Genomic DNA, 26242 nt, shown 5'->3' with positions numbered 1-26242 from the left:
CGCACGGGCCCGGTTCCCTTGGACAGGCCCGGCCCGCGCGGACCATTCCCGAAACGGAGACACCCCATGCCGACGCACTGGGTCCCCACCACCATCATCCTCGGCTACACCGCCCTCGTCACCCTCCTGGCCCTGGCCGGCGCGTTCAGCCACACGGCCGGACGCCGCGACGCCGCCTACCGGATCCTGCGGGTGCTGCTCCCCTGGTCCGTGCTCGCCACGATCGTCGAGGCCCGCCTCGCCCGCACGGGCACCTGACGGACGCGCGCGGGCATCCGCACGCGAAGGTGCCGCCGACCGGATCCGGTCGGCGGCACCTGTCGTGCGTGGCTAGGCGAGCTTGCGCAGCGTCAGGGCCGCGTCCAGCACCGCCACCGTCGTCGACCAGCCCTTGTCCTCCGAGGAGTCCGGCAGGCCGGCCCGGTCGATGGCCTGCTCGAGGGTGTCCACGGTGAGCACCCCGTGCCCGACCGGGGTGTGCGCGTCGAGCGCCACCCGGGTCAGGCCCTGGGTCACCGAGTCGCACACGTAGTCGAAGTGCGCGGTGTCGCCACGCACGACGACACCGAGTGCGACCACCGCGTCGTAGTACCGGGCGAGGGCCTGGGCGACGACCGGCAGCTCGACCGACCCGGCGACCCGGTGCACCGCGACCTCGGTGACGCCGCAGGCCTTCGCCGCCGCCTCCGCCCGGGCCACGAGCTGGTCGGTCAGGTCGCCGTGCCAGCGGGCGGCCACGATGCCGAGCCGCAGCCCGGTGGCGTCCACGTTCTCGAGGGCGTCGGCCCCGAAGCCGGCCATCAGACGGTCTCCTTCGGCTCGATGTCGAGGAGGTGGCCCATCCGGTCGCGCTTCGTCGTCAGGTACGTGCGGTTCTCGGCCGTGACCCGGCTGGGCATGGGTACCCGGCCGACGACCTCCAGGCCGTAGCCCTCCAGTCCGGCGCGCTTGGCCGGGTTGTTCGTGAGCAGCCGCATCGACTTGACGCCCAGGTCGGCGAGGATCTGCGCGCCGGTGCCGTAGTCGCGGCCGTCGGCGGGCAGGCCCAGGTCCAGGTTCGCGTCCACGGTGTCGCGGCCGAGGTCCTGCAGCTGGTACGCCTGGAGCTTGTGCAGCAGGCCGATCCCGCGCCCCTCGTGGCCCCGGACGTACAGCACGATCCCCCGGCCCTCCTCGGCGACCAGGCCGAGCGCGGCGTGCAGCTGCGGGCCGCAGTCGCAGCGCAGCGAGTCGAACACGTCGCCGGTGAGGCACTCGGAGTGCACCCGGACCAGCACGTCCTCGCCGTCGCCGATGTCGCCGTAGACGAGGGCGATGTGCTCGGCGGTGGGGTGGTCGGCCACCTCGTACCCGATGGCCCGGAACTCGCCCATCGGGAGCGGGAGGCGGGCGTCGGCCGCGCGGACCACCTGCTTCTCCGTCCGCCGCCGGTAGGCGATCAGGTCGGCGATCGAGATCAGCAGCAGGCCGTGGTCCTCGGAGAACTTCCGCAGGTCGGGCAGGCGCATCATCGTGCCGTCGTCGTTGACCAGCTCGCAGAGCACCCCGGCGGGCCGCAGCCCGGCCAGCACGGCCAGGTCGATGGCGGCCTCGGTGTGCCCGGGACGGCGCAGGACGCCGCCGGTCTTGGCGCGCAGCGGCACGACGTGGCCGGGGCGGGACAGGTCCGACGGGACGGTGTCCGCCGAGGCCAGCAGCCGGATGGTGTGCGCCCGGTCGGCGGCGGAGATGCCGGTGGAGACGTTCTCGCGGGCGTCCACGGTCACCGTGTACGCCGTGCCGCGCCGGTCCTGGTTGGTGTGGTACATCGGCGGCAGTTCGAGCCGGTCGGCCTCGGCCTCGGTGAGCGGCGCGCAGATGTAGCCGGAGGTGTAGCGGACCGTGAAGGCCAGCAGTTCGGGGGTCGCGAGCTCGGCGGCGAAGATGAGGTCGCCCTCGTTCTCGCGGTCCTCGTCGTCCACCACCACCACGGGCTTCCCGGCGGCGACGGCCGCGACGGCGTCCTCGATCGATGCGAAGGTCATGAGGTCCTCACCAGCTTCTCGACGTACTTGGCGATCACATCGATCTCGAGGTTGACCTGCTCGCCGACGGCCTTGCGGCCCAGCGTGGTCACGTCGACCGTGGTCGGGATGAGGCTGACGGTGAAGCTGCCGTCGTCGATCACGGCGACGGTCAGCGAGATGCCGTCGACGGTGATCGAGCCCTTCTCCACGACGTACCGGTTGAGGTCGGCCGGCAGCGTGATCCGGACGTCCTCCTGCATCTCGCCGGGCGTCCTCGACAGGATCGTGCCGACCCCGTCGACGTGGCCCTGCACGAGGTGCCCGCCGAGGCGGGTCGAGAGGGTGGCGGCGCGCTCCAGGTTGACCCGGTCGCCGACACTGATCGCGCCCAGCGAGCTGCGGTCGAAGGATTCCTTCATGACATCTGCGGTGAACGAGTCGCGCTCGACCGTGACGACGGTCAGGCACACGCCGTTGACGGCGATCGAGTCGCCGTGCCCCGCGTCGGAGGTGACTTTCGGTCCCCGGACGGTGAGGACGGCGCCCGCGCCGTGCCACTCCAGGGCCGTGATTTCGCCGAGTTCCTCGACGATTCCCGTGAACATCTGATCCATACCCCTTGTGAAATAGGGGCGCAGGGGCACGGGACGCCCGGATACGCGGAAGCGCACGGACGGACCCTGCCTCCGCGCGCTGAACTCCCATCCGGACTCTCACCGTCGGCCCCGAGATTTCATCGGGTCAACCGGTCACTGGCTGTGACCGGGTCGCGGGCTCTCACCGCCGGTTCGGAATTGCACCGACCCCGCCAGCGCGTGGTGGGTTCTCCGGCCAGTCTGACACGGCCGGAACGCTTGGCGGTATCGCGAGAATGCGGGGAGACAGACCTCACATCGGATGGGTACGGGTACCGTGGGCCCCGTGAGGTCCAAGGTGCCGATTGTCCTGTTGATCCCGGCTCTGCTGGGTCTGGGCCTTCTCGTGCTGCCCCTGGTGGGCCTGCTGGTCCGCGCGCCGTGGGCCACCCTGGGCCCGCGCCTGGCCGAGCCGACGGTGCTCGCCGCGCTCCGGCTGTCCCTGGTCACCGCCAGTATCGCGACCGTGGTGTCCCTGCTCCTGGGCGTGCCGCTGGCGTGGCTGCTGGCCCGGGTCGAGTTCACCGGGCGGCGGCTGGTCCGGGCGCTCGTCACCCTGCCGCTCGTGTTGCCGCCCGTCGTCGGGGGCGTCGCGCTGCTCCTGGTGTTCGGGCGCAACGGGCTGCTCGGCGGCGCGCTGGAGTCGGTCGGGGTGACGCTGCCGTTCAGTACGGCCGGGGTGGTGCTGGCCGAGACGTTCGTGGCGATGCCGTTCCTGGTGATCGCCGTGGAGGGCGCGCTGCGGGGCGCCGACCGCAGGTACGAGGAGGCGGCCGCCACGCTCGGCGCGAGCCGGTTCACCACGTTCCGCCGGGTGACGCTGCCGATGATCGGGCCGGGGATCGCCGCCGGGGCGGTGCTGTGCTGGGCGCGGGCGCTGGGCGAGTTCGGGGCGACGATCACGTTCGCCGGCAACTTCCCGGGGCGGACCCAGACGATGCCGCTGGCCGTGTACCTGGCCCTGGAGACCGACCCGGCCGCCGCGATCACCCTGAGCCTGCTGCTGCTCGCCGTCAGCGTCGTGCTGCTCGCGCTGCTCCGGGAGAGGTGGGTGTCGTGAGCTCCGCCCCGGGTCCACGCACCGGTCGCGCCCCGGACGGGGTGGCGTCGTGAGCGGGTTGCGGGCGCGGTTGCGGGTGCGGCTGGTGGATGTCGAGCTGGACCTCGCCGCCGGGGAGACCGTGGCCCTGCTCGGGCCGAACGGCGCCGGCAAGTCCACCGTGCTGCGCGCCCTCGCCGGGTTGCTGCCGGCCGGCGGGGAGATCACGGTGGGCGGCGAACGGATCGAGGGGCTGGCTCCGGAGTACCGCAGAATCGGGGTGGTCTTTCAGGATTATCTGCTCTTTCCGCACCTGTCGGCCGTGGACAACGTCGCCTTCGGGCCCCGGTGCGCGGGCATGTCCCGGGCGCGGGCCAGGGCGCTGGCCACGGACTGGCTGGAGCGGGTCGGGCTCGGCGGGCAGCTGCGGTCGCGGCCCGGGCAGCTGTCCGGCGGCCAGGCCCAGCGGGTCGCGCTCGCCCGGGCACTGGCCACCGGGCCCCGGCTGCTGCTCCTCGACGAACCCCTCGCCGCGCTCGACGTGCGCAGCCGGCTGGAGATCCGGGCCGAACTGCGCCGGCACCTGGCCGCCTTCGCCGGGGCGGCGCTGCTCGTCACCCACGACCCGCTCGACGCGATGACCCTCGCGGACCGGATCCTGATCATCGAGGACGGCCGGATCACCCAGGAGGGCAGCCCGGTGGAGATCACCTCGCGGCCGCGGACCGAATACGTGGCCACGCTGGTGGGCCTGAACCTGTACCGGGGGGTGGCCCGGGACGGGGTGGTGGTCGCGCTGGCACCGGTCGGGGGCACGACCGGGATCCCTGCGGACGGGCCGGTGTCCCTGACCGCCGGCGAGGCGCTCACCGGGGACGTGTTCGTCGCGTTCCCGCCGTCGGCCGTGGCCCTGTTCCGGGACCGGCCCGACGGCAGCCCCCGCAACGTGTGGCCCGGGCGGGTGGCGGCCGTGGACCAGCACGGGGACAAGGTGCGGGTCCGGCTCGACGGGGAGCTGCCGGTCGCGGCCGACGTGACGGCGGCGGCGCTCGCCGCGCTGGAGCTGGAGCCCGGGACGCCGGTGTGGGCCGCCGTGAAGGCCACCGAGACCCACATCTACCCGGCCTGACCGACCCGGCCTCGGCGACCAGGTCAGGACGCCGGACCGCCATTCCGGGTCAGAACCCGGACCACCGCCTCCGGGTTGTCCAGGGTGATGTTGTGCCCGGCGTCCGGCACGGCCACGACCCGCACGCCCGCCGCGACGAGCTCCGCCTCCCCGGCCAGTCCACCGTCGGACGCCGGGTAGAGGAACGTCCGGGGCAGGTCGAGCCGGAGCAGGTGCTCGCGGAACGTCCGGCCGTCGACGGTCCCGCGCACCAGGTGCGCGGCGCTGCGGTACAGCGCCTCGGGGCCGGCGAGCCGCATCGTGGCCGCCCAGTGCGGGCCCGCCGCGGCCAGGACCTCGGCGTGGCCGCCGGCGAGGAACTCCTCCTCCGTGTACGTCGCGATGCCGCTGCTGCCCGGCCCGCGCGTCGGGACCCGCGGGTCGAGGTTGGCGTCCACGAGGACCAGGCGCGCCACGAGGTGCGGGTGCCGGACGGCGAGGGCGACCGCGACCGCCCCGCCCATGCTGTGCCCGACCACCTCGGCCGCGCGGACCCCGGCGGCGGTCAGCGCGGCGGCGACGGTGTCGGCGTGCTCACCGGGGGTGTAGTCGGCGTCCGCCGGGCGGTCGCTCAACCCGAAACCGAGCAGATCCACCAGGAGGGTACGGCGGTCCGCGAGGTCCGGGTGGGTGACGACGCCGGTGAAGTACGGGCCGGAGGCCGCGCCCAGGCCGTGCAGGCAGACGAGGACGTCGTCGGGCGTCCCGGCGGCCGGAGCGCCGGTGGCGGGTAGTTCGGTCCAGCGGATCCGGGATCCGTCGGGGCGGACCTGGGCGTCGCGCATCTGTCGTTCTCCCTCGGTCGGGGTGGCGGCCCCCGGGCGGAGCCGCGCCCAAGATACCCAGATACCGAGGTATCTTGTCAACGAGATATCCGCCGGCCGGAGGCATGGGAGGATGGGCCCATGCTCGAACTCGCGATCCTCGGCTTCCTGCACGACGAGGCCCTGCACGGCTACGACCTCCGGAAACGCATAGCCGCGCTCACCGGTCACGTCCGCCCGATCGCCGACGGCACGCTGTACCCGGCGATCAAGCGCCTGGAGTCCGCCGGGCTGCTGCGCCGCGACACCCAGCCCGGTCAGGTCGCCGCGCCCCGGCACATGCTGACGCTGACCCCCGAGGGCCGGACCGAGCTGCGCCGCCGGCTCCGCGAGCCCGCCGAGCTGTTCGTCACCGACGAGAACCGGTGGTTCACGGTGCTCGCGTTCCTGCGGCACCTCGACGACCCCGCCGACCAGGCGGCCGTGCTCCGGCGGCGACTCGACTTCCTCACCCGGCCGGCGAGCTTCTTCTGGGACGGGGACCGCCCGCTGCGGGCGAGGGACTTCGAGGACCCGTTCCGCCAGGGGCTGTTCACGATCGCGACGGCGACGAGCCAGACGGAGCTGCGCTGGCTGCGCGCGACCCTGGCGGAGCTGGACCCGACGACCTAGGCGGAGCCCCGCTCCGGACCGCGCGCGCCGGCCCCGGCACGTGGGCGTTCCCCCGCTCCGGACCGCGCGCCGGCCTCGGCACGTGGGCGTTCCCCCGTTCCGGTCCAGTGCGGAATGCGGCCACTTTGCCGGAACTTTCACCGAGCGCGTTGATGTGCGTGCAATGCGCAACCGTCCTGCGCGCCCTCCCGCCCCGCCGCACGAGACATGCTCACATCCTGCGCGTTCGGTGATTGATTTATCTACACCCTTGAGTGTGCGTGAGCGTGCTCATATCCTGCCCGGAACACGCACGAACACGCACGTTCCTGGGAGGACACATGAAAGCTCTCCGATGGGCGCTGGGCGGGATGCTGGTGGCCCTGGCCCTGCCGGCCACCCCCGTCGCCGCCGCCCCCGCGGCCGCCGCCGGTCCACCGCAGACGGTGCCGGCGCTGCGCGAATGGACGGCAGGCACGGGCTCGTACACGTTCGGGACCGCGAGCCGGATCACCGTCGACGCCGCCTACGCGGGCCGGCTCGCCGACGAGGCCCAGGTGCTCGCCGACGACCTCAGGGACCTGACCGGGCGGACCGTCGCGGTGGTCACCGGCTCCCCCGCCACCGGGGACCTGCACCTGACCCTGGGCGCGACGGTGCCGGCCGAGGGCTACACCATGACGGTGGGCACGGCGCTGACGGTCCGGGGCTCCGACGACGCCGGGACGTTCTACGGCACCCGTACCGTGCTGCAGCTGCTCAAGCAGTCCACGAGCGTGCCGGTCGGCTCGGCGCGGGACTGGCCGACCAAGGGCGAGCGCGGTCTGATGATCGACCAGGGCCGCAAGTTCTTCACCGTGGACTGGGTGCGCAAGCACATCAGGGAGCTGGCGTACCTCAAGCTGAACTCGTTCCACTTCCACCTGTCCGACACCTACGGGTTCCGGCTGGAGAGCGCCACGCACCCCGAGCTGACCTCGGCCGCGCACTACTCCAAACAGGACATCCGTGACCTGGTGGCGCTCGGCGAGAAGTACCACATCGCGATCGTGCCCGAGATCGACATGCCCGGGCACATGAACACCACCCTCACCGCGCACCCCGAGCTGAAGCTCAAGAGCAAGTCCGGCGTGGTCAGCAACGACTTCATCGACCTGTCCATGGACGCCAGCTACACGCTGATCCGGGACGTGATCACCGAGTACCTGCCGCTGTTCCCGGGGCCGTACTGGCACATCGGGGCGGACGAGTACGTCACCGACTACAGCCAGTACCCCCAGCTGGGCACCTACGCCAAGGCGCACTACGGCGCGAACGCCACGGCGAAGGACACCTACTACGGGTTCGTCAACTGGACCAACGACATCGTGCGCGCGGGCGGCAAGACGCTGCGGATGTGGAACGACGGCATCAAGTCCGGCGACGGCACCATCGCGCCGGCCAGCAACATCACGGTCGACTTCTGGTACAACTACGGCCTCAGTCCCCAGGCGCTCCTCGACCGGGGCCACACGGTCGCCAACCAGTCCTGGACCCCCACCTACTACGTGCTCGGCGGCGCGAAGCCGGACACCCGGTGGATGTACGAGACCTGGACCCCCGAGCGCTTCGAGGGCAACCAGACCACCAACGCCCCGGCCCGCAACCTGGGCTCCTCCATCCACGTCTGGTGCGACAACCCGAACGCGGAGTCCGAGGACCAGATCGCGGCGGGGATCCGGTTGCCGCTGCGGGCGCTGTCCCAGCAGGTGTGGGGCTCGCCGAAGCTGGTGGCCACCTACGCGCAGTTCACCCCGATCGCCGACCTGGTCGGGCGCGCGCCGGGCTGGCCGTCCTCCGGGACCCCGGGCAACCTCGCGCTCGGTCGGCCGGTGACCGCGTCGTCCACGGAGACCGCGAACTTCCCGGCCGGCTACGCGGTCGACGGCGACCAGGGCACCCGGTGGGCGTCCGGCTACTCCGACGCCTCGTGGATCCGGGTCGACCTCGGCAGCAGCCAGCCCGTGTCGCGGGTCGTGCTGCGCTGGGAGGCCGCGTACGGCAGGGCCTACAAGATCCAGACATCGAACGACGACGCCACCTGGACCACCGTCAACACGACCACCAACTCCGACGGCGGGGTCGACGACCTCGCGGTCACCGGCACCGGCCGCTACATCCGGATGCAGGGCACCACCCGCGCCACCACCTGGGGCTACTCCCTCTTCGAGTTCGAGGTGTACGGCGCGGCGGGCGGCACGTACACGATCGCGACCGGCGGGAAGGCCCTGGACAACCCGGGCAGCTCCGGGACGGCCGGCACCCGGCTGATCACCTGGGCCGCGCACGGCGGGACGAACCAGCAGTGGAAGGCCACCCCGCAGGCCGACGGCACGGTCACCCTTTCCAACGGGGCCTCGGGGCTGTGCGCGGACGTCAGCGGCACCGCCGTCGTCCAGAACCCCTGCTCAGGGGCTACCAGTCAGAAGTGGAGGATCACCGGGGCGGTCGTCGCCACCCCGGGCGGGCTGGTCCTCACCACGGCGTCCACCGCGGACAACGCACTGGTGTCGGTGGCCGCCGACACCGGTGCGGCGTTGCAGCGGTGGACGCTGACCGCCGTGTGACCTCCGGCGCGCCCTGACGGTCAGGCCAGGGCGTGCGCCAGGTTGCGCAGCGTGGCGCGCATCCCGGCCCGGTTCCGCTCCGCGCGGTCCGTGGCCGGGGTGCCGCTGAACAGCAGGCCCAGGGTCGCCACCAGCCGGCCGCGCCAGTCCGCGCGCCGCTGGTCCTCCCAGAACTCGGTGACCTCGGTGCCGCCGGGGACGGCCGCGAGCCGGTAACCCCAGCGGGCGACGGGCAGGCCGAAGGTGGACACGTCGAAGGCGTACTCCCGGCCCGGGGTCGCGGCGACCACCCGGCAGTTCGTGAACCAGACGAAGGCGGCGCGGCGGTTCCAGCCGGTGAACCGGTCGCCGACCCGCTGGCCCCGGCCCCACACCGAGAAGCACTCGGGGCTGAACTCGGCCATCCGGCGCGGGTCGCCCACCAGGTCGTAGACGTCGCCGGCCGGGGCGGCGATCACGAGCTTCTCGCTGAGGGTGCGCACGCGGTCCATGGGGGCACTCTAGAGGGTGCGCGTACCCCTCGAAATCGGCTCTGTGTCCTATATCCGGCGGCGGTCGACGGCCACGTGCGAACCCGGCACGCTCTTCGCCACCGACTTCATCTCCGTGGCGACCGCGACCACCTCGGCGGGATCGCGGAACCGGCGGTGCCCGGAGACGGCCACGCCCACCGACAGCGTCGCCAGGCCCCACTCGTGCTTCACGCCCCGGCGGTCGACGCTGACCAGGTAGCCGCGCGCGGCGTGCTCGGGGTCGTACAGCGCCGGGACCCGGCGTTCGAACTCACCGATCACGCCCTCGACCAGGTCCGACACCCGCTCGGGCGGACAGATCAGCAGGAAGTCGTCGCCGCCGACGTGGCCGAGGAAGGTCGGGGCGGGCTCCCGGGACGCGGCGGACCGCAGCACCGCCGCGAGCAGCAGGATGAGCTCGTCGCCCCGGACGAAACCGTAGGCGTCGTTGACGCTCTTGAACCGGTCGATGTCCACGTAACACACCGCGAAGGGGGCGTCGCCGTCGATCCTGCGGCTGATCTCCCGCCGGATGCGGGTGTTGCCGGGCAGCCCCGTCAGCGGGGACGCCTCGCGCAACTCCCGGAGCCTGCTCCGGCGGACGATACGGATCACGGCGTCGGCGCCGCCAGGGCACGCAGGCGCTGCACGGCGGCGGCGCGGTCGGCGCAGTCGTAGACGGCGGTGCCGGCGACGAACGCGTCGGCCCCGGCCTCGGCGGCGGCGCCGATGGTGCTCTCCTTGATGCCGCCGTCCACCTCGATCCGGATGTTCAGGTGCCCGGAGTTGACGTGCTTGCGGGCCACCCGGACCTTGTCCAGCAGCTCGGGCATGAACGACTGGCCGCCGAACCCGGCCTTGATCGTCATGATCAGCAGGGTGTCGAAGTGCGGGAGCAGCTCGAGGTACGGCTCGACCGGGGTGTCGCGGTCGATCGCCAGCCCGGCCAGCGCGCCGGCCGCCCGGATGTCGCGCCCCACGGCCGCCGGGTCGTCGGTCGCCTCCGCGTGGAAGGTGACGTTGTACGCGCCGGCCTCCGCGTAGCCCGGGGCCCAGCGGTCCGGGTTGTCGATCATCAGGTGGCAGTCGAGCGGCAGCGTGGTCGCGGCGAGCAGGCTCTTGACAACCGGCAAGCCAAATGTCAGATTTGGTACAAAATGGTTGTCCATCACATCGACGTGCGCCCAGTCGGCCGCGCCCTCGATGGCACGTACCTCGTCGGCGAGGTGGGCGAAGTCCGCAGACAGAATGCTGGGCGCGATGATGTACGACACGCGCACAGTCTACGGAGAGTTCACACGATGTATTCGGTGAGTAGGATCACCGAATCCGGCTGACCCCTAGCCCACCCTGCGCAGAAGCGCCAGGAACATGGCATCCGTCCCGTGCCGGTGCGGCCACAGCTGCACCGTCGGCCCGTCGCCCAGCCCCGGCATCCCGGCCGGCAGGAACTCCCGCGCGTCCAGCAGCTCCAACGGGATCTTCGACTTGCGCAGCGTCTCCATCACGGTCATCCGGGTCTCGGTCACGTGCGGCGAACACGTCACGTACCCGACGATCCCGCCGACCCGGACCGCGCGCACGGCGGCGGCCAACAGCTCGCGCTGCAACTTCGTCAGCGGCGGCAGGTCCGACGGCATCCGGCGCCACCGGGCCTCCGGGCGGCGGCGCAGCGCGCCCAGCCCCGTGCACGGCGCGTCCACCAGCACCCGGTCGAAACCCTGCTCCACCAGGTCCGCGTCCTCGCCGACCGTGCGGCCGTCGGCGTGCTTGACGTACACCGGCAGGCCCCGGGTGGCCTTCGCGACCAGCTCGGCGCGGTGCGCGGTGACCTCGACGGCGAGCACGTCGGCACCCCGCTGCGCCCCGAACGCGCCCAGCAGGCCCGCCTTGCCGCCCGGCCCCGCGCACAGGTCCAGCCAGCGGTCGTCCTGGCCCTGGACCGGCACGTTCACCACGGCGGTGGCGACCAACTGGCTGCCCTCGTCCTGCACGTGCGAGCGGCCCTTGTGAATCGAGGACAGCGCCCCCGGGTCGCCGCCGGCCAACGTCACCGCGTACGGCGACCACTGCCCCGCCGACCCGCCCGACTCGGCCATCAGCTCTTCCTGGGTGATCTGCCCGGGCCGCGCCGCCAGGTGCACCGGCGGGCGCACGTTGTCGGCCTCCAGCAGGGCGGTGATCTCCCCGGCGTCCTTGCCCAGCGCGTCGGTGAACGCCCGCACGATCCACTCCGGGTGCGCGGTCCGCGCCGCCAGGTTGCCCGCCGGGTTCTCACCCGCGTCCGGCGCGACCGTGGTCAGCCAGTCCTCGAGGGTGTGCTCGGAGATCCGGCGCATGATCGCGTTGGCGAACTTCGCCGCCCCGTCGTTGACGGTCTCCCGGACCAGGGTCACCGTCGTGTCCACCGCCGCGTGCGGGGGGACCCGGGTGTACAGCAGCTGGTAGGCGCCCATCCGCAGCGCGTCGCGCACCGCGGAGTCGGGTTCGCGGTCGACGTTGCGGTCGATGATCCGGTCCAGGGTGCCCAGGCTGCGCAGGGTGCCGTAGGTCAGCTCGGTGGCGAACGCCGCGTCCAGGCCGGACAGCTGGCGCTCGCGGAGCAGACCCGGCAGCGCCAGGTTCGCGTACGCGTCGTTGTCGGAGACGGCGCGGATGACCTGGAAGGCGACGAACCGGGGCGCGTCTACCGGGAGGTTGGGGCGCTTGGCGGGCCCCCGAGCCTCTCCCCCGCCTCGATCCGGACGCCCCGCGCCCACGCGCCGGCCTCCATCGCCTTCTTGCCCTGGGCCCTGACCTCGCCGAGTAGTACTGATGTCGTTCCCGTCCCTACGTACACATTGTTCTTCTGAACTGAGATCTCGCCCGGGGCCAGCGGCTCTCGTGCGATCGTGACCGGCGCGAGCTTGATCCGCTCGCCCCGGAAGGTGGTCCACGCGCCCGGCGCGGGGGTGCAGGCCCGGATCCGGCGGTCGACGGCGAACGCCGGCTCCGACCAGACGACGGCCGCGTCCTCCACGGTGATCTTCGGGGCCAGACTGACCCCGTCGGCCGGCTGCGGCACGGCGCGCAGCGCGTCGGCGGCGATCCCGTGCAGCACCTGCACCAGCAGCCCGCCACCCGAGAGCGCGAGCCGGCCGAGCAGGTCGCCGGACGTGTCGGTCGGCCGGACCGTCTCGGTCAGGGTGCCGAAAACAGGGCCGGTGTCCAGGCCCGCCTCCAGCTGGAAGACGCTCGCGCCGGTCACCTCGTCGCCGTGCCAGACGGCGTGCTGGACCGGGGCCGCGCCGCGCCAGGCCGGCAGCAGGGAGAAGTGCAGGTTGATCCAGCCCCGGGCCGGGATGTCCAGGGCCACCTGGGGCACGAGCGCGCCGTAGGCGACGACCGGCACGCAGTCGGGGGCCAGGGCCTTGAGCCGGTCCAGGAACTCCGGTTCGCGCGGCTTCGCGGGGGTGAGCACCTCGATGCCGCGCTCGTCGGCCCAGGCGCCCACGGGCGAGCGGTGCAGCTTCTTGCCCCGGCCGGCGGGGGCGTCCGGGCGGGTCAGCACGGCGAGGATCTCGTGCTGGCCGTCGGCGGCGATCGCGTCGAGGGCGGGCACGGCGACCTCGGGGGTACCGGCGAACACGAGCCGCACCGTCGACCACTCCCCACCGCTCCGCTGTTTTGGACCGACCCAGTCTACGGGTCGGGCCGGGTGCGCCGGGCGTGGACGCCCCACCCGGGCGCCCAGGGTGTCCGGGGTCTCCGGGAGCGCGCCCGTGTCCGGCTCTTGCGGGTGTGCGCGGGTCCGGGTGTTTCCGTCGTGGGTTCCGGTCCGTGCACGCGGGGCACGAGGTGGCGGGCGTCGCACGCTGCCCCCGGCCCGTGTGGCCGGGAGGCGGGTGTGACCGGGGGCCGGCCTGAACCGGAGGGTCACGGGTGGGTTTTCGGGCGGGCTGCCCCGAGTCGTGCGGTCGCCGGCCCGGGAGCCCCGAGCCCCCCGGGCCGGTGACCGCCCGCAGTCCGCGGTCGAATCCGGCTCTGGACCGTTATCGGAACGGGGCCGGGTTCCGGTTCCCGGTCCGGCGCATCCGGTCCGGCGGGCCGCCACCGGTCCCGGCCTGGCGGCGGCCCGCGACCGGATTCCGGCTCCGGCCGCCAGCGGCCCGCGACCGGATTGCGCCTCCGGCCGTCAGCGGCTCGCGACCAGTTCCGGTTCCGGCGCGGCGGCCGGGGCCCGGTCGATCCCCCGCCACGTCGGGAACACCAACGGACACACGGTCACCAGCCCGTACAGCACCCCGGTCGCGATGAGCGCCCACCGCAGCCCGACCGCCGACACCAGGCCCCCGCCGAGCAGGCTGCCCAGCGGGATCCCCGCCGACGCCACCGCCCCGACCAGCCCGAACACCCGGGCCTGCATCGCCTCGGGCACCCGCTCGTACAGGATCGCGGACATGATCGGGTTCACGGTCGACATGGCCACGCCGGCGGCGAACCCGACGATCACCACCGGCCAGATCCCGCCGCCGAACGCCATGGACAGGAACCGGGTGCCGCCGCCGACCAGGAAACACACCGCGAAGGTGAGGTACCGGGGCAGCCGGGGGGCCAGGGCCACGTACCCCAGGTTGCCGAGGACCGCGCCCAGGGCGAAGGAGCCGCCGACGAAGCCGAGCGCGTACGGGTCGTGCAGCACGTCGTGCGCCCAGACCGGGGTGTACACGGCCGCGAACGCCTGGTCGAACAGGTTCGTGGCGAGCACCATCAGCGACAGGGCCAGGACGAGCCGGTCGCCGCGCAGGTAGGTGACGCCGCCGCGCAGGGCCCGCAGGTACGGCTCGCGGTCGGCCGGTTCCGCCGGGGCCGCGTCGACCCGGACGAACAGGGCCACGAGCAGCGCGCAGACCACGAACGAGGCGGCGTCGACGTAGAGCACCTCGGCCGCGCCGATCCAGCCGACCAGCACGCCTGCCATGGGCAGCCCGAGCAGCCCGGACAGCCGGTGCACCCCGTCCTGGATCGTGGCGGCCCGGGTGGTCTCGACCCCGGAGGCCGCGATGGCCCGGGGCACGATCGCGCTCTTGGCGGTGTCGCCGAGCCCGCGCAGGGTGCCGGCGACGGCCACCAGGGCGAGGAACACCGGAAAACTCAGGGCGTCGGCGTGGTACAGCGCCGGCAGGGCCGCCACGGCCGCCCCGCTGGCCAGGTCGGTGACGATGCTGACCCGGCGCGCGCCCCAGTGGTCGATCCACGGCCCGCCGAACAGGCCGGCGAGCACGAACGGGGCCATCTCGGCGGCGGCCACGACGCCGGCCTTGGTGGCGCTGCCGGTGGTGACGAGCACGAACCACGGGATGGCGATGAAGGTCATCAGGCTGCCGATCCGGGACACGGACCGGGCGACGAGGATGCCGGCGAACGGGAAGCGCCTCATCGGGGGCCGTCCCCGGCCTGGTCGCCGGCCCCGGACGCCACGGACTGGTCTCTGGCCTCGCCGGTCCCGGGCACCGAACCCTCGGCCCCCGCCTCGGGGGTCACCGCATGTTCCGGACCGTTCCCGGGCGAGGCGTCGCCGGCCACGGCCCCGGGCAGGTCCGACGAGTAGCCCGGCTCGGGCAGCACGTACCACTGGACCACGGTGGGCGCGGTCCCCTCGGGCCCGGCGACCCCGGGCTCCGTCCGCCGGTACTTCGCCAGCACCTGGAACATCTCCGCCTTGAGCTCGGAGGCCTGGTCCGGGCTGAGCTGCAGCCGGGTGTCCGACATCGTCCACGCGGCCTTCCACTCCTCCGGCATCGTGGTCATGGCGTCGAGGAACCGGCCGACCCGCACCGAGTAGGACGCGGCGACGGCGCGCAGGTAGCCCTCCGCCTCGGCGAGGGTGACGCCGGAGTCCTTGTCGAGGGTGGTGGTCGGGTGCGCGGCCCGCCACCAGCGCTCGCGGCCGGCGCCCTGCTCGGGGTCCTCCTCCACGAACCCGTACTCGGCGAGTTGGCGCAGGTGGTAGCTGGTCGCGCCGCTGGACTGGCCGAGGCGCTCGGCGAGCCGGGTGGCGGTGGACCGGCCGTCGACGCGCAGCAGTTCCAGCAGGCGGACGCGGAGCGGGTGGGCGAGGCCGCGCAGCAGGCGGGGGTCGAGCACCACGGGATCGTCGGTCATGCCGCAAAGATAGCGATGCAAAGACTCCTTTGCAACCACTTCTTTGGGTACTGGACCCCGCCGCCCCGGATCCGGAAGTGTTTCCCCGCCGTTAAAAGGTATGGGTCAGGTGACTTTTTAGCCGTCCAGATATTGACTTTGATCTTCACGGGGCGAAGCATCTCCCCACATACCTGTGAGGAGGAGCACACATGAGTTCGGATGAGGAAAGGCTCGCTCAGCTCGGCTACAAACAGGAGTTGCACCGGGGACTGTCCGGTTTCTCCAACTTCGCCGTCTCGTTCTCGATCATCTCGGTGCTGGCGGGCTGTCTGACCTCGTACGGGATCGCCATGAAGGCCGGCGGTCCGATGTCGATCACGCTCGGCTGGCTGCTGGTCGGCGGCGGCGTGATCCTGGTGGCGCTGTCGATGGCCGAGGTCTGCTCGGCGTACCCGACGGCCGGCGCCCTGTACTGGTGGACCCACGCCCTGGCCAAGCGGAACAAGTCCGCCTGGTCCTGGTTCGTCGGCTGGTTCAACTTCGTCGGCGAGTTCGCCGTGACCGCCGCGATCGACTACGGCGCGGCGATGACCACGGCGGCGTTCCTGAGCCTGACCCTGGGCTGGACGGTCACGCTGCCGGGCACGTTCGCCCTGTTCCTGGTGATCATCATTACCCACGGCCTGCTCAACACGTTCGGGGTGAGCCTGGTCCGGCTGCTCAGCGACATCAGCGCCTGGTGGCACATCGTCGGGGTGGCCGTGATCGTCGGGGTGCTCGTCTTCGTCCCCGACCAGCACAAGTCGCTCGGGGACGTGTTCACCGAGACGTACAACGCCACCGGGTGGACGGGGCCGTTCGCCGCGGTCTACGCGTTCCTGATGGGACTGTTGATGGCGCAGTACACCTTCACCGGGTACGACGCCAGCGCGCACGTCGCCGAGGAGACCAAGGACGCGGCCCGCACCGCCCCGCGCGGCATCGTCAGCTCCGTGGTCGTCTCCCTGATCGCCGGTTTCGTGCTGCTGGTGGCCGTGACCGCCGCGATCGGGGACTACGACGCGCAGCTGGCCAGCCCGACCGGCTTCCCGCCCGCGCAGATCTTCATCGACGCGACCGGGGACACCCTGGGCCGGGTCCTGCTGTTCATCGTGCTCGTCGCCCAGTTCTTCTGCGGCATGGCGTCGGTGACGGCGAACTCCCGGATGGCGTACGCGTTCGCCCGGGACGGCGCGCTGCCCGGTTCGCGACTGTGGAAGAAGGTCAACGCGCGCACCGGTACCCCCACGAACTCGATCTGGCTCTGCGTGGGTTGCTCGGTGGTGCTGCTGCTCCCCGCGATCTGGAGTTTCACCGCCTACCTGGCCGCGACCTCGGTGGCCGTGATCGGGCTGTACATCTCCTACATCACGCCGGTCTTCCTGCGGCTGCGGACGAAGGACTTCCCGGTCGGACCGTGGAACCTGGGCCGGTGGAGCAAGCCGATCGGCTGGCTGGCGGTGCTGTGGACGGCGTTCATCGTGGTGCTGTTCGTCCTCCCGCCGTACTACCCGATCACGGTCGACACGTTCAACTACGCGCCGGTCACGGTGCTGATCGTGCTCGGCGGGGCGGCCCTGTGGTGGTTCGCCAGCGCGCGCCGGTGGTTCACCGGACCCCGGACCAACGTCGACCTGGCGCACGCCCCGGAGTCCGGGAAGCGCACCGCCGGGGTCGGCGAGCACGACGGCGGGCGGTCCGGGTAGCCAAGGCCGGCCATCCGGCCGGTGACTAGGTGAGAATGGGCGCGTGACAGATGGAATGTGGCGACCGGTCCGCGGCGGCAACGCCTTCGAGCTGACCGTGGAACGGCTCGCCCAGGCGATCCGGCTCGGGGTGGTGCCCGCCGGTGAGCGGCTGCCCCCCGAGCGGGAACTGGCCGAGAAACTGCGGGTCAGCCGGGTGACGCTCCGGGAGGCGATCGGGGCGCTGCGCGAGGCGGGGCTCCTGGAGTCCCGCCGGGGCCGGGCCGGGGGCACGTTCGTCCTGTACGCGGGGGACCTCCCGCACGAGGACGCGGCGACCCTGGCCCGCTCGATGGGCTCGGACCTGACCGACGCGCTGGACTTCCGCTGGGTGATCGAGCCGGGGGCCGCCGCCCTGGCCGCCGGCCGCACCCTGCCGGCCTCCGACCGCCAGCACCTGGTGGGCTGCCTGGCGGTCTCCCGGTCGCGGGACCCGGTCGGCCGGCGGATCGCCGACTCCCGGCTGCACCTGGCCATCGCCGCCGCCAGCGGTTCGCCGTCGCTCGCCGCGGCGGTGGCCGACGTGCAGCTCACCCTGGACCGGCTACTGGCCGCGATCCCGGTGCTGCGCCGCAACCTCGACCACTCCGACGACCAGCACACCCGGATCGTGGAGGCCATCCTCGCCGGGGACGCCGTGAAGGCGCGCGAGGAGATGGCCGAGCACTGCGAAGGAACATCCGCCCTCCTGAGGGGCTTTTTGGATCGCGATTAGACCATTAAGGTGAACGCATGGAGCTCGACGAACTGAGAGCACTGGTCGCCAGTGGCGAGATCGACACCGTCGTGGTGGCGGTCGTCGACATGCAGGGGCGACTCCAGGGCAAGCGATTCCACGCCCCCTTCTTCCTGGCCGACACGGTGCCCAACGGCGCGGAGGGCTGCGCGTACCTGCTGGCCGTCGACGTCGAGATGAACACCGTCGACGGCTACGAGATGTCCTCCTGGTCCACGGGCTACGGCGACTTCGCCATGGTCCCCGACTTCTCCACCCTGCGCCGCACCCCGTGGCAGCCCGGCACCGCGCTGGTCATCGCCGACCTGGCCAACCACGACGGCACCCCCGTCGCGGCCAGCCCCCGGCAGATCCTGCGCCGCCAGCTCGACCGGTTGCGCGACGCGGGCTACACCGCCTTCGCGGGTACCGAGCTGGAGTTCGTGCTCTACCTCGACACCTACGAGGAGGCCTGGCAGCGCGGCTACCGCGACCTGAGCCCGGCCAATCTGTACAACGTGGACTATTCCCTGCTCGGCACCGCGCGGGTCGAGCCGCTGCTGCGCCGGATCCGCAACGAGATGTACGGCGCGGGCCTGATCCCGGAGAGCGCCAAGGGCGAGTGCAACCTCGGCCAGCACGAAATCGCGTTCCGGTACGCCGACGCGCTCACCGCCGCCGACGGCCACTCCGTGTACAAGAACGGGGCCAAGGAGATCGCCGCGCAGGAGGGCATGGCCCTGACCTTCATGGCCAAGCCCAACGAGCGCGAGGGCAACTCCTGCCACATCCACTTCTCGCTCCGCGACCTCGACGACCGGCCCGTGATGACCGAGGTGATCGACCGGGTCAACGCCGGCCTGCTGGCCACGATGCGCGAGTTCTCCCTCATGTACGCGCCGAACGTCAACAGCTACAAGCGGTACCAGCCGGGCAGTTTCGCCCCGACCGCGCTGCGCTGGGGCCGCGACAACCGGACCTGCGCCCTGCGGGTCGTCGGCCACGGGCCCTCGCTGCGGGTGGAGAACCGGGTACCGGGGGCCGACGTGAACCCGTACCTGGCCATCGCGGCGCTGATCGCGGGCGCGCTGCACGGGCTGTCCGGGGACGCGCCGGCGCAGGAGGAGTTCGTCGGCAACGCCTACGACTCCGACTCCCCCACCGTGCCGGCGAACCTGCGCGACGCGCTCGGGCTGTGGGAGGGCTCGACGCTGGCCAAGGACGCGTTCGGCGAGGACGTCGTGGCGCACTACGCGAACAACGCCCGGGTGGAGCTGGCCGCGTACGACGCGGCGGTCACCGACTGGGAGCTGAAGAGAGGGTTCGAACGGCTGTGACGCTTCACGAGGGGCCGGCGGTCCGGCACGAGTACCAGATCATCAATCCGGCCACGGAGAAGCAGATCGCGGCCGTCCCGGCGACGACCGTCGAGGAGGCCGACGCCGCCATTCTCCGCGCGCACCAGGCCTTCGGGTCGTGGCGGCACGTGTCCCCGGGCGACCGGGCCCGGCTGCTGCGCCGGTTCGCGGGCCTCGTCGACGACCACGTCGAGGAGCTGGCGCAGCTGGAGGTCGCCAACGCCGGGCACACCATCGGCAACGCCCGGTGGGAGGCCGGCAACGTCCGCGACGTGCTGCACTACTACGCGGGCGCGCCGGAGCGGCTGTTCGGCCGGCAGATCCCGGTGCCCGGCGGGCTGGACGTCACGTTCGCCGAGCCGCTCGGGGTCGTGGGCATCATCGTGCCGTGGAACTTCCCGATGCCGGTGGCCGCGTGGGGGTTCGCCCCGGCCCTGGCGGCGGGCAACACGGTGGTGCTCAAGCCGGCCGAGTGGACGCCGCTGACGGCGCTGCGCCTGGCCGCACTCGCCCTGGAAGCGGGGATTCCCGAGGGCGTGTTCACCGTGCTGCCCGGCGACGGGCCGGTCGTCGGGCAGCGCTTCGTGACCCACCCGCTGGTCCGGAAGATCTGCTTCACCGGGTCCACCCGGGTCGGCAAGCAGATCATGGCCGGGTGCGCCGACCAGGTCAAACGGGTCACCCTGGAGCTGGGCGGCAAGAACGCGAACATCGTCTTCGCGGACTCCGACCTGGCCAAGGCCGCCGCGACCGCGCCCTACGCCGTGTTCGACAACGCCGGGCAGGACTGCTGCGCGCGGTCCCGGATCCTCGTCCAGGCCTCGGTCTACGACGAGTTCATGGCGCACTTCGAGACGGCCGTGCGGGGCGTGAAGGTGCTCGACCCGACGGACCCGTCCTCCGAGGTGGGGCCTCTGGTGTCCGCCGCGCACCACGCGCGGGTCTCGTCCCATGTGTCCGGCGCGAAGGTCGCCTTCCAGGGCTCGGTACCCGACGGGCCCGGGTTCTGGTTCCCGCCGACCGTGCTGGAGACCGCCGGCCCGTCCGACGCCGCCTGGCGCGAGGAGGTGTTCGGCCCCGTCGTGTCGGTGCTGCCGTTCACCGACGAGGCCGACGCGGTCCGGCTCGCCAACGACACCGAGTACGGCCTCGCCGGTTCCATCTGGACCCGCGACGTCGGCCGGGCACTGCGGGTCGCGCGCGCCGTGGACGCCGGCAACCTCAGCGTCAACTCCCACTCGTCCGTGCGGTACTGGACACCGTTCGGCGGCGCGAAACAGTCAGGATTCGGCCGTGAGCTGGGGCCCGACGCCCTGGCCGCGTTCACCGATGTCAAGAACGTCTTCATCAGTACGGAGGAATCATGACTCGTCTGCAGGGCAGGGTGGCCGTCATCACCGGCGCCGGGAGCGGCATCGGGCTGGCCACGGCCCGCCGGTTCGCCGAGGAGGGCGCCCGGGTCGTCGCGGTGGACATCTCCGCCGACGCCGGTGAGGCCGCCGCGAAGGAGGTCGGCGGGATCTTCAAGGTCCTCGACGTCACCGACGAGGCGGGTACCCGCGACATGTTCGCCGAGGTCGTCGCCGAACTCGGTTCGCTGGACATCGTGTTCAACAACGCCGGCATCTCGCCCCCCGACGACGACTCGATCCTCGACACCGGGCTCGACGCCTGGGAGCGGGTGCAGAAGGTCAACCTGACCAGCGTGTTCCTCGGCTGCAAGTACGCGCTGCCGTACATGATCGCGCAGGGCAAGGGCTCCATCATCAACACCGCCTCGTTCGTGGCGCTGATGGGCGCGGCCACCTCGCAGATCTCGTACTCGGCGTCCAAGGGCGGGGTGCTGTCCATGACCCGCGAGCTGGGTGTGCAGTTCGCCCGCCAGGGCATCCGGGTCAACGCCCTGTGCCCCGGACCGGTGAACACCCCCCTGCTCAAGGAACTGTTCGCCTCCGACCCGGAGCGCGCCGCCCGCCGGCTCGTGCACGTGCCGCTCGGCCGGTTCGCCGAACCGTCGGAGATCGCGGCGGCCGTCGCGTTCCTGGCCAGCGACGACTCCTCGTTCATGACCGCCAACACGTTCGTGGTGGACGGCGGGATCACCGGCGCCTACGTCACCCCGCTGTGATGCGGCCCGTCATCGGCATCACCGCGTACCGGGAACCGGCCAGCTGGTCGGTCTGGTCCGTGCCCGCCGTGCTGATCCCCGCCACGTACGTGGAGTGCGTGACGGCGGCCGGCGGGCACCCGGTGGTGCTGCCCCCCGACCCGTCCCCGGAGATCCTCACCCGGCTCGACGGGCTGATCCTGGCGGGCGGGGCGGACGTGTCCCCCGCCCGGTACGGGGCCGACCCGCACCCGCTGACCGTCACCCGGCCCGACCGCGACGAGAGCGAACTCGCGCTGCTGGCCGCGGCCGGCGACCTGCCCGTCCTCGGCGTCTGCCGGGGCATGCAGGTGATGGCCGTGGCGGCGGGCGGCACCCTGTTCCAGCACCTGCCCGACGAGGTGGGGCACACCGACCACCAGCCCGAACCCGGCCGGTACGGGTCGCACCCCGTGCGGTTCGCCGCCGGGAGCCTGGCGGAGTCCATTCTCGGGCCCGCCGGGGAGGTCAACGCCTACCACCACCAGGGGGTGGCCGACCCGGGGACGCTGACGGCCACCGGGTGGTCGGCGGACGGGGTGATCGAGGTGCTGGAGGATCCGGGGCGGGCGTTCCGGCTCGGGGTGCAGTGGCATCCGGAGGAGCTGGGGGACGGGGCGCTGTTCGAGGCGTTGGTGCGCGCGGCCCGGTGACCGGTGCCCGGCGTACCCGGATGAGGGTGTGGGGTTGATCGTGCGGGCGGGCCCGGAGCGCTGTTCGCTCCGGGCCCGCGCCATTTCGGGGTGGCGGCCCCCGGCCCCCTCAGATCGGGGGCCACCACCGGCCGCTACCGCTGCGTGGGTGGCGTCAGCAGCGCGGCGGCCTGGTCCCAGCGGGCGATCTCGCAACCGCCGCGCCGGGTGAAGGAGGCGTCGACCCACCGGCCGTGCCACACCCCGAGGACCCGGGCCGTCTGCGGGCCGCCCCAGATCCGGGTGCAGGCCGTGCCGGGCGGGACGGGCGCGAGCGCCGCCTCCGTGCGCGCCGTCAGCTCCGCGCACACCGGCGCGGTCGCCCCCGACGCGGGGCAGTCGACCAGCCACCGGTCCGGCAGGGACCAGCCGTCCTCGGCGCGCTGGACGAACAGCAGCGACCGCTGGGGCGTCACCTCGCGGACCGCGCCCACGGCCATGGTCCGCTCGATCACGTCCCCGACCAGCTCGGGGGCGCCGCCGCCGTCCACGGTGACCACGGACTTCACGTGCCCGCTCGGGTAGCGGACGGTCAGCTCGTAGACGAAGCGGTCGCAGCAGGTGTCGTCGGTGACGTAGCTGGGCTCCAGGGCCAGGAAGTCGGGGCGGGCCACCGACGCCAGCAGCGGGTCACGCCGGGTGTCGGAGGTCGAGGTGTCGACGGTGTACCGGCGTTGTACGCCGGCCAGGCCGCCGGTCTGCTCCAGGGTCACGCTCTGGGCGCGGGCCGGGGTGGCGGCGGACGCGGGGACGGCCGCGACGCCCGCACCGATCAGGAGCGCACCCATGACGGCGACCAGGTTCCGGGCCGTACGGGTGAGGGACTGACGCATGACAATTCCTTCCACACGTTGGGATGTCACGCATCAGAGTGTCGTTGTGGATGATCCACCGCAAACACGCTTTCTTAAGGCAATTTTATGGAAAGCGTTTCATTTTTGTACGAACATGTGACAGCGGACCGCCCGTGGCGCACTGACCTGCCATAGTGGACCTCACTGGAGTTACACTCCGAAATGGTTCCATCGCCTTTAGTGAGAAGTCCCACACGTGGAGTGAGTCCACCAGCACTCCCCGTTGGCACGGCGGGGGGTCGAGCGACGCCGCACCGCCCGGAGCCGGCCACCGGCGCCGCAACCCCGGAGTCGTCCGGGTCGCCGCGGCCGACCGCTACAGGAGTTCCAACGGGTCCACCTGGATCCGGACCGGCTCCTTCGCCCGGTGCGCGCTGCGGACCCCCGCCGCCTCGTGCAGCGCCCGCGCCAGAGCCGGCCCCGTCGACCGGGGCACCCGCAGCAGCAGCCGCTCCACCCCCTCGTCGCCGCCGAGCACCGGCACCGGACCGAGCTCGTCGACCCCCTGCGGCAACCGCGCGCCGGCCAGCAGGTCGGCGATGGCGGCCGGCGACCCGGTGAGGCTGCCGACCCGCACGGCCGGCGGAAAGCCCAACTCGGCGCGTTCGTCCAGCTCACGGCCCGCATACCACGCCGGATCAAACCGGACCAGAGCCTGCACGACGGGTACGGACGCGTCCGCGACGATCACCACCGTGCCGTCCGCGCGCGCCAGGGCGGCCGCCGACAGCCACCGCCGCAGCGCCTCCTCACCGGCCCGCAGATCCGCCCGGGTCAGCAACGCCCAGGTGTCCAGCAGCAGCACCGCCCCGTAGCCCGCGTCGGCCACCGGCTCGGCCCCCGGCGTGGCCACCACCAGCGCCGGGCCGTCCGGGACCGTGTCCAGCAGCTCGCCGCGCCCCGACGTCCGCACCGGCACACCCGCGAAGGCCCGCCCCATCTCGTCCGCCGTCCGCCGCGCGCCCACCACCGACGCGCGCAGCCGGCGGCCCCCGCAGTGCGGACAGGCGAAACCCGTCGCTCCCCGCCCGCACCACCGGCAGCTCGGCCCCGAGTGCTCCGGCGACGCGCCGCCGACCCCCGCCGTCCCCCCCAGCACGCCGGACTCCAACGCCAACGGCCCCGAACAGTGCGGACACCGGGCCGGGGCCCGACACGTCTCGCAGGCCACGGCCGGGATGTACCCCCGGCGCGGCACCTGGACCAGCACCGGGCGCCCGGCGGCCAGCGCGGCCCGGGCCGCCTGCAGCGCCACGCTCGGCAACCGCGAACTCGTCGCCCCGGCGTCCCGGGACTGCTGCACGTCATCGCCCGTCGTCACGACCCGGGGCGCGCGGGCCCGCAGGGACTCCCGGTCCGCGGTCAGCTCCTTCGCCCAGCCCGTCGCGAGCAGCAGCTGCCCCTCTGCGGTCCGGGAGTGGCCCGCGACCAGCGCCGCCGCCCCGGCCAGCTCGGCACGGGTGAGCAGCACCTCCCGGGCGTGCGGATACGGCGCGTGCGGGTCGGCGTGCACGTCGTCGCCGTCGTCGAAGATGACCACGAGCCCCAGGTCGGCCACCGGCGCGAACATCGCCGCCCGGGTCCCGATCACCGCCCGGACGTGCCCCCGCAACGCCGTCACGAACCGGGTGTACCGCTCCTCCGGCCCCGTCGCCGCCGACAACGCCACATGCCGGCCCGCACCGAGCAGCGCGACGAGCGCCCGGTCGAGCCGGTTCAGGTCCCGGCCGTCGGGCACCACGACCACCGCCCCCCGCCCACCCGACAGGGTCGCGGCGACCGCCTCGGCGCACCGGGCCGCCCAGTCCTCCCCCGGCGTGGCCGTCCACACCGCCCGGGGCGCCCGCCCGTCGGCGAGCGCGCGCAGGAACGCCGCCCCCGCCGGATACGCCGCCCACCCACCCGTCGCCGGAAACGCCGGCGCACCGGATCCGCCCGGTGCCGCGGCGGCCTCCTCCGGCGTCGCGCGCGGCGGGACGGCGGCCTCCGCGCGGGCGTGCCGGGGCGGAACCGCGAGCCGCAGCACGTCGGCGAGACTCCCCGCGTACCGGTCCGCGACGGCCCTGGCCAGCCGGGCGATCTCCGGGGACACCACGGGCTCGGCGGACACCGCCCGCTCCAGGAAGGACAGATTGCCGGCGTGCTCGCTGGCGGCGACCCGGTCCAGCACGTACCCGTCGACCTTCTGGCCGGCGAACCGCACCCGGACCCGCCCGCCCACCACGACCTTCGCGTCCATGCTCGCGGGCACCAGGTAGTCGAACGGCCGGTCGAGGTGCGGCAACGCCAGGTCCACGCACACCCGGGCGACGGGCAGCCGCTCCGCGGGGGTCTTCGACGCGGGCGCCCCGACCGCCGGGCGGGCCCCCTTGGGCGCGGCCACGGCCGGCAGCTCGAACAGCCCGTCTTCAGTCACGCCCCAGTCCTACCAGACCCCTACGACTTTCCCCCGATCCGAGCCGAACCCGACCCGACCGACCCACGCCGCACCACGGCCCGGCGTCGCCGCGACGTGTCGCCCAGAACGTGCGCGCGGGCCGACGCCCGGGCGCTGGAGCCGCCAGCATCGGGAGCGCCGGCCGCAGCGGCACCGGCTTCAGCCCCGCAGGGTGGCGATGGCCTTCTCGATCCGCCGCTGACGCGTCTCGGGCTTCTTCGCGCTCTCGATGGCGTGCACATGCTCGCGCTTGTGGCTGTACGCGAGGTTGTCGTACGCGGCGCGGGCGACCGGGTCGGCGTCCAGCGCCCGGGCGAAGTCGGCGGGCTCGACGACGACGCGCGGCTCGGTGTCGAGTTCCACCTCGACCTCGACCTCCTCGCCGATCTCGACCCCGGCGGCCCGCCGGTGGGCGTTGCTGAGGCCGAGCAGGTGGCGGCCGCGCAGGATGGCGACCCGGCTCTTCCAGGAGTGCCCGTTGACCGTGATGGTCACCGGCGGCCGGGCGCCCCCGCCGAGCGCCTCGACGACCTCGGGCGGCACTTCCAGGCCCCGCATGGGCTCGGGCGGCTCGACCTGGGCCAGAAACTTCATCGTGTTCTCCCACTGTCCTGCTGGCGCGCCACGGACGCCGCCCGCCCCCGATCGATGACCGCTCCATCATCACGCACGGCCCGACGACTCCCGTCCCGGGCCAGCGTCATGGCTCGACAGCCCGGGGCCGGGACGACGCGGCACGTGCCGCGTCG

The 26242-nt window shown here is 73.0% G+C and carries 25 protein-coding genes and 1 riboswitch; of the genes, 11 read left to right on the top strand and 14 right to left on the bottom strand.

Translation table 11 applies throughout. The features are described 5' to 3' along the window. The first annotated feature begins 66 nt into the window (after positions 1-66). The gene (locus tag PT931_RS35010; protein ID WP_456250011.1) at positions 67-258 is read left to right on the top strand and encodes a hypothetical protein; all 192 of its coding nucleotides are present in this window, start codon (positions 67-69) and stop codon (positions 256-258) included. Positions 259-330: 72 nt separating this feature from the next. On the opposite strand, the gene ribH is transcribed toward PT931_RS35010, so the two are convergent. The 3 genes from ribH to PT931_RS34995 are packed head-to-tail and all read right to left on the bottom strand — an operon-like array spanning position 331 to position 2611. After that, positions 331-801, bottom strand: coding sequence for a 6,7-dimethyl-8-ribityllumazine synthase (ribH, locus tag PT931_RS35005; protein ID WP_456250010.1), 471 nt, complete (start codon positions 799-801; stop codon positions 331-333). Further along, positions 801-2024 carry a bifunctional 3,4-dihydroxy-2-butanone-4-phosphate synthase/GTP cyclohydrolase II gene (locus tag PT931_RS35000; protein WP_456250009.1) on the bottom strand — a complete coding sequence of 408 codons (1224 nt, stop codon included), beginning with the start codon at positions 2022-2024 and terminating at the stop codon, positions 801-803. The genes ribH and PT931_RS35000 overlap by 1 nt, the downstream gene beginning before the upstream one ends. After that, entirely contained in the window at positions 2021-2611 is a 591-nt protein-coding gene (locus tag PT931_RS34995) for a riboflavin synthase (protein ID WP_456250063.1), read from the bottom strand. Before PT931_RS34995 ends, PT931_RS35000 begins: the two co-directional genes overlap by 4 nt. Before the next feature lie 83 nt (positions 2612-2694). Continuing rightward, positions 2695-2823, bottom strand: a riboswitch (FMN riboswitch). Positions 2824-2903: 80 nt separating this feature from the next. On the opposite strand from PT931_RS34995, the gene PT931_RS34990 reads away from it, so the two are divergent. Both PT931_RS34990 and PT931_RS34985 read left to right on the top strand, forming a co-directional pair. Beyond that, on the top strand, positions 2904-3701 hold the full coding sequence (locus tag PT931_RS34990) for an ABC transporter permease (RefSeq protein WP_456250008.1): 798 nt from the start codon (positions 2904-2906) through the stop codon (positions 3699-3701). Positions 3702-3750: 49 nt separating this feature from the next. After that, positions 3751-4809, top strand: coding sequence for an ABC transporter ATP-binding protein (locus tag PT931_RS34985; RefSeq protein ID WP_456250007.1), 1059 nt, complete (start codon positions 3751-3753; stop codon positions 4807-4809). Positions 4810-4832: 23 nt separating this feature from the next. Here the strand turns inward: PT931_RS34985 and PT931_RS34980 are convergent, their stop codons facing one another. Then, positions 4833-5633: an alpha/beta fold hydrolase gene (locus PT931_RS34980; protein ID WP_456250006.1), complete on the bottom strand. Its 801-nt coding sequence runs from the start codon at positions 5631-5633 to the stop codon at positions 4833-4835. Between the two features lie 120 nt (positions 5634-5753). On the opposite strand from PT931_RS34980, the gene PT931_RS34975 reads away from it, so the two are divergent. Then, positions 5754-6284, top strand: coding sequence for a PadR family transcriptional regulator (locus tag PT931_RS34975; protein WP_456250005.1), 531 nt, complete (start codon positions 5754-5756; stop codon positions 6282-6284). Positions 6285-6604: 320 nt separating this feature from the next. Continuing rightward, positions 6605-8869 carry a family 20 glycosylhydrolase gene (locus tag PT931_RS34970; RefSeq protein WP_456250004.1) on the top strand — a complete coding sequence of 755 codons (2265 nt, stop codon included), beginning with the start codon at positions 6605-6607 and terminating at the stop codon, positions 8867-8869. Positions 8870-8889: 20 nt separating this feature from the next. Here the strand turns inward: PT931_RS34970 and PT931_RS34965 are convergent, their stop codons facing one another. The 7 genes from PT931_RS34965 to PT931_RS34935 form a co-directional block, all read right to left on the bottom strand. Next, positions 8890-9360, bottom strand: coding sequence for an SRPBCC family protein (locus PT931_RS34965; protein ID WP_456250003.1), 471 nt, complete (start codon positions 9358-9360; stop codon positions 8890-8892). Between the two features lie 48 nt (positions 9361-9408). Beyond that, positions 9409-9996, bottom strand: a complete 588-nt coding sequence (locus tag PT931_RS34960; protein ID WP_456250002.1) for a GGDEF domain-containing protein — start codon at positions 9994-9996, stop codon at positions 9409-9411. Beyond that, on the bottom strand, positions 9993-10661 hold the full coding sequence (gene rpe / locus PT931_RS34955; RefSeq protein WP_456250001.1) for a ribulose-phosphate 3-epimerase: 669 nt from the start codon (positions 10659-10661) through the stop codon (positions 9993-9995). Before rpe ends, PT931_RS34960 begins: the two co-directional genes overlap by 4 nt. A 60-nt stretch (positions 10662-10721) precedes the next feature. After that, positions 10722-12140 (bottom strand): RsmB/NOP family class I SAM-dependent RNA methyltransferase, encoded by a 1419-nt coding sequence (locus tag PT931_RS34950; protein WP_456250000.1) that lies wholly within the window; start codon positions 12138-12140, stop codon positions 10722-10724. Then, entirely contained in the window at positions 12068-13018 is a 951-nt protein-coding gene (gene fmt, locus PT931_RS34945) for a methionyl-tRNA formyltransferase (RefSeq protein WP_456249999.1), read from the bottom strand. Before fmt ends, PT931_RS34950 begins: the two co-directional genes overlap by 73 nt. A 537-nt stretch (positions 13019-13555) precedes the next feature. Beyond that, the gene (locus tag PT931_RS34940; RefSeq protein ID WP_363731934.1) at positions 13556-14800 is read right to left on the bottom strand and encodes an MFS transporter; all 1245 of its coding nucleotides are present in this window, start codon (positions 14798-14800) and stop codon (positions 13556-13558) included. Further along, on the bottom strand, positions 14797-15525 hold the full coding sequence (locus PT931_RS34935; RefSeq protein ID WP_456249998.1) for a helix-turn-helix domain-containing protein: 729 nt from the start codon (positions 15523-15525) through the stop codon (positions 14797-14799). Before PT931_RS34935 ends, PT931_RS34940 begins: the two co-directional genes overlap by 4 nt. A 191-nt stretch (positions 15526-15716) precedes the next feature. Here PT931_RS34935 and PT931_RS34930 point away from each other — a divergent pair, with 191 nt between their 5' ends. From PT931_RS34930 to PT931_RS34905, 6 genes are read left to right on the top strand one after another with little or no spacing between them, the layout of a single operon-like run. Continuing rightward, entirely contained in the window at positions 15717-17252 is a 1536-nt protein-coding gene (locus PT931_RS34930) for an amino acid permease (protein WP_456249997.1), read from the top strand. Positions 17253-17295: 43 nt separating this feature from the next. Then, entirely contained in the window at positions 17296-18006 is a 711-nt protein-coding gene (locus PT931_RS34925; protein WP_363731939.1) for a FadR/GntR family transcriptional regulator, read from the top strand. 17 nt (positions 18007-18023) lie between these two features. Continuing rightward, the gene (locus PT931_RS34920) at positions 18024-19343 is read left to right on the top strand and encodes a glutamine synthetase family protein (protein WP_456249996.1); all 1320 of its coding nucleotides are present in this window, start codon (positions 18024-18026) and stop codon (positions 19341-19343) included. 38 nt (positions 19344-19381) lie between these two features. Beyond that, positions 19382-20731 carry an aldehyde dehydrogenase family protein gene (locus tag PT931_RS34915; RefSeq protein WP_456250062.1) on the top strand — a complete coding sequence of 450 codons (1350 nt, stop codon included), beginning with the start codon at positions 19382-19384 and terminating at the stop codon, positions 20729-20731. Continuing rightward, a complete protein-coding gene (locus tag PT931_RS34910; RefSeq protein ID WP_456249995.1) occupies positions 20728-21492 on the top strand; it encodes a 3-oxoacyl-ACP reductase in 765 nt (254 codons plus the stop codon). The genes PT931_RS34915 and PT931_RS34910 overlap by 4 nt, the downstream gene beginning before the upstream one ends. Further along, the gene (locus tag PT931_RS34905) at positions 21492-22163 is read left to right on the top strand and encodes a gamma-glutamyl-gamma-aminobutyrate hydrolase family protein (RefSeq protein ID WP_456249994.1); all 672 of its coding nucleotides are present in this window, start codon (positions 21492-21494) and stop codon (positions 22161-22163) included. Before PT931_RS34910 ends, PT931_RS34905 begins: the two co-directional genes overlap by 1 nt. A 134-nt stretch (positions 22164-22297) precedes the next feature. Here the strand turns inward: PT931_RS34905 and PT931_RS34900 are convergent, their stop codons facing one another. From PT931_RS34900 to PT931_RS34890, 3 genes are all read right to left on the bottom strand, one after another. Continuing rightward, positions 22298-23035 (bottom strand): protealysin inhibitor emfourin, encoded by a 738-nt coding sequence (locus PT931_RS34900; protein ID WP_456249993.1) that lies wholly within the window; start codon positions 23033-23035, stop codon positions 22298-22300. A 337-nt stretch (positions 23036-23372) separates the two neighbouring features. Next, entirely contained in the window at positions 23373-25352 is a 1980-nt protein-coding gene (locus PT931_RS34895; RefSeq protein WP_456250061.1) for a primosomal protein N', read from the bottom strand. A 300-nt stretch (positions 25353-25652) separates the two neighbouring features. Further along, positions 25653-26087 carry a YdeI/OmpD-associated family protein gene (locus PT931_RS34890; protein WP_456249992.1) on the bottom strand — a complete coding sequence of 145 codons (435 nt, stop codon included), beginning with the start codon at positions 26085-26087 and terminating at the stop codon, positions 25653-25655. Positions 26088-26242: the final 155 nt, after the last annotated feature.

The organism is Longispora urticae (assembly GCF_053902585.1).
This window is presented reverse-complemented; position numbering and strand designations above follow the sequence as displayed.

Coding starts and splice junctions, on each gene's coding strand:
- PT931_RS35010 (WP_456250011.1), top strand. CDS start 67: ATGCCGACGCACTGGGTCCCCACCACCATCATCCTCGGCTACACCGCC.
- ribH (WP_456250010.1), bottom strand. CDS start 801: ATGGCCGGCTTCGGGGCCGACGCCCTCGAGAACGTGGACGCCACCGGG.
- PT931_RS35000 (WP_456250009.1), bottom strand. CDS start 2,024: ATGACCTTCGCATCGATCGAGGACGCCGTCGCGGCCGTCGCCGCCGGG.
- PT931_RS34995 (WP_456250063.1), bottom strand. CDS start 2,611: ATGTTCACGGGAATCGTCGAGGAACTCGGCGAAATCACGGCCCTGGAG.
- PT931_RS34990 (WP_456250008.1), top strand. CDS start 2,904: ATGGGTACGGGTACCGTGGGCCCCGTGAGGTCCAAGGTGCCGATTGTC.
- PT931_RS34980 (WP_456250006.1), bottom strand. CDS start 5,633: ATGCGCGACGCCCAGGTCCGCCCCGACGGATCCCGGATCCGCTGGACC.
- PT931_RS34975 (WP_456250005.1), top strand. CDS start 5,754: ATGCTCGAACTCGCGATCCTCGGCTTCCTGCACGACGAGGCCCTGCAC.
- PT931_RS34970 (WP_456250004.1), top strand. CDS start 6,605: ATGAAAGCTCTCCGATGGGCGCTGGGCGGGATGCTGGTGGCCCTGGCC.
- PT931_RS34965 (WP_456250003.1), bottom strand. CDS start 9,360: ATGGACCGCGTGCGCACCCTCAGCGAGAAGCTCGTGATCGCCGCCCCG.
- PT931_RS34940 (WP_363731934.1), bottom strand. CDS start 14,800: ATGAGGCGCTTCCCGTTCGCCGGCATCCTCGTCGCCCGGTCCGTGTCC.
- PT931_RS34935 (WP_456249998.1), bottom strand. CDS start 15,525: ATGACCGACGATCCCGTGGTGCTCGACCCCCGCCTGCTGCGCGGCCTC.
- PT931_RS34930 (WP_456249997.1), top strand. CDS start 15,717: ATGAGTTCGGATGAGGAAAGGCTCGCTCAGCTCGGCTACAAACAGGAG.
- PT931_RS34920 (WP_456249996.1), top strand. CDS start 18,024: ATGGAGCTCGACGAACTGAGAGCACTGGTCGCCAGTGGCGAGATCGAC.
- PT931_RS34910 (WP_456249995.1), top strand. CDS start 20,728: ATGACTCGTCTGCAGGGCAGGGTGGCCGTCATCACCGGCGCCGGGAGC.
- PT931_RS34905 (WP_456249994.1), top strand. CDS start 21,492: ATGCGGCCCGTCATCGGCATCACCGCGTACCGGGAACCGGCCAGCTGG.
- PT931_RS34900 (WP_456249993.1), bottom strand. CDS start 23,035: ATGCGTCAGTCCCTCACCCGTACGGCCCGGAACCTGGTCGCCGTCATG.
- PT931_RS34890 (WP_456249992.1), bottom strand. CDS start 26,087: ATGAAGTTTCTGGCCCAGGTCGAGCCGCCCGAGCCCATGCGGGGCCTG.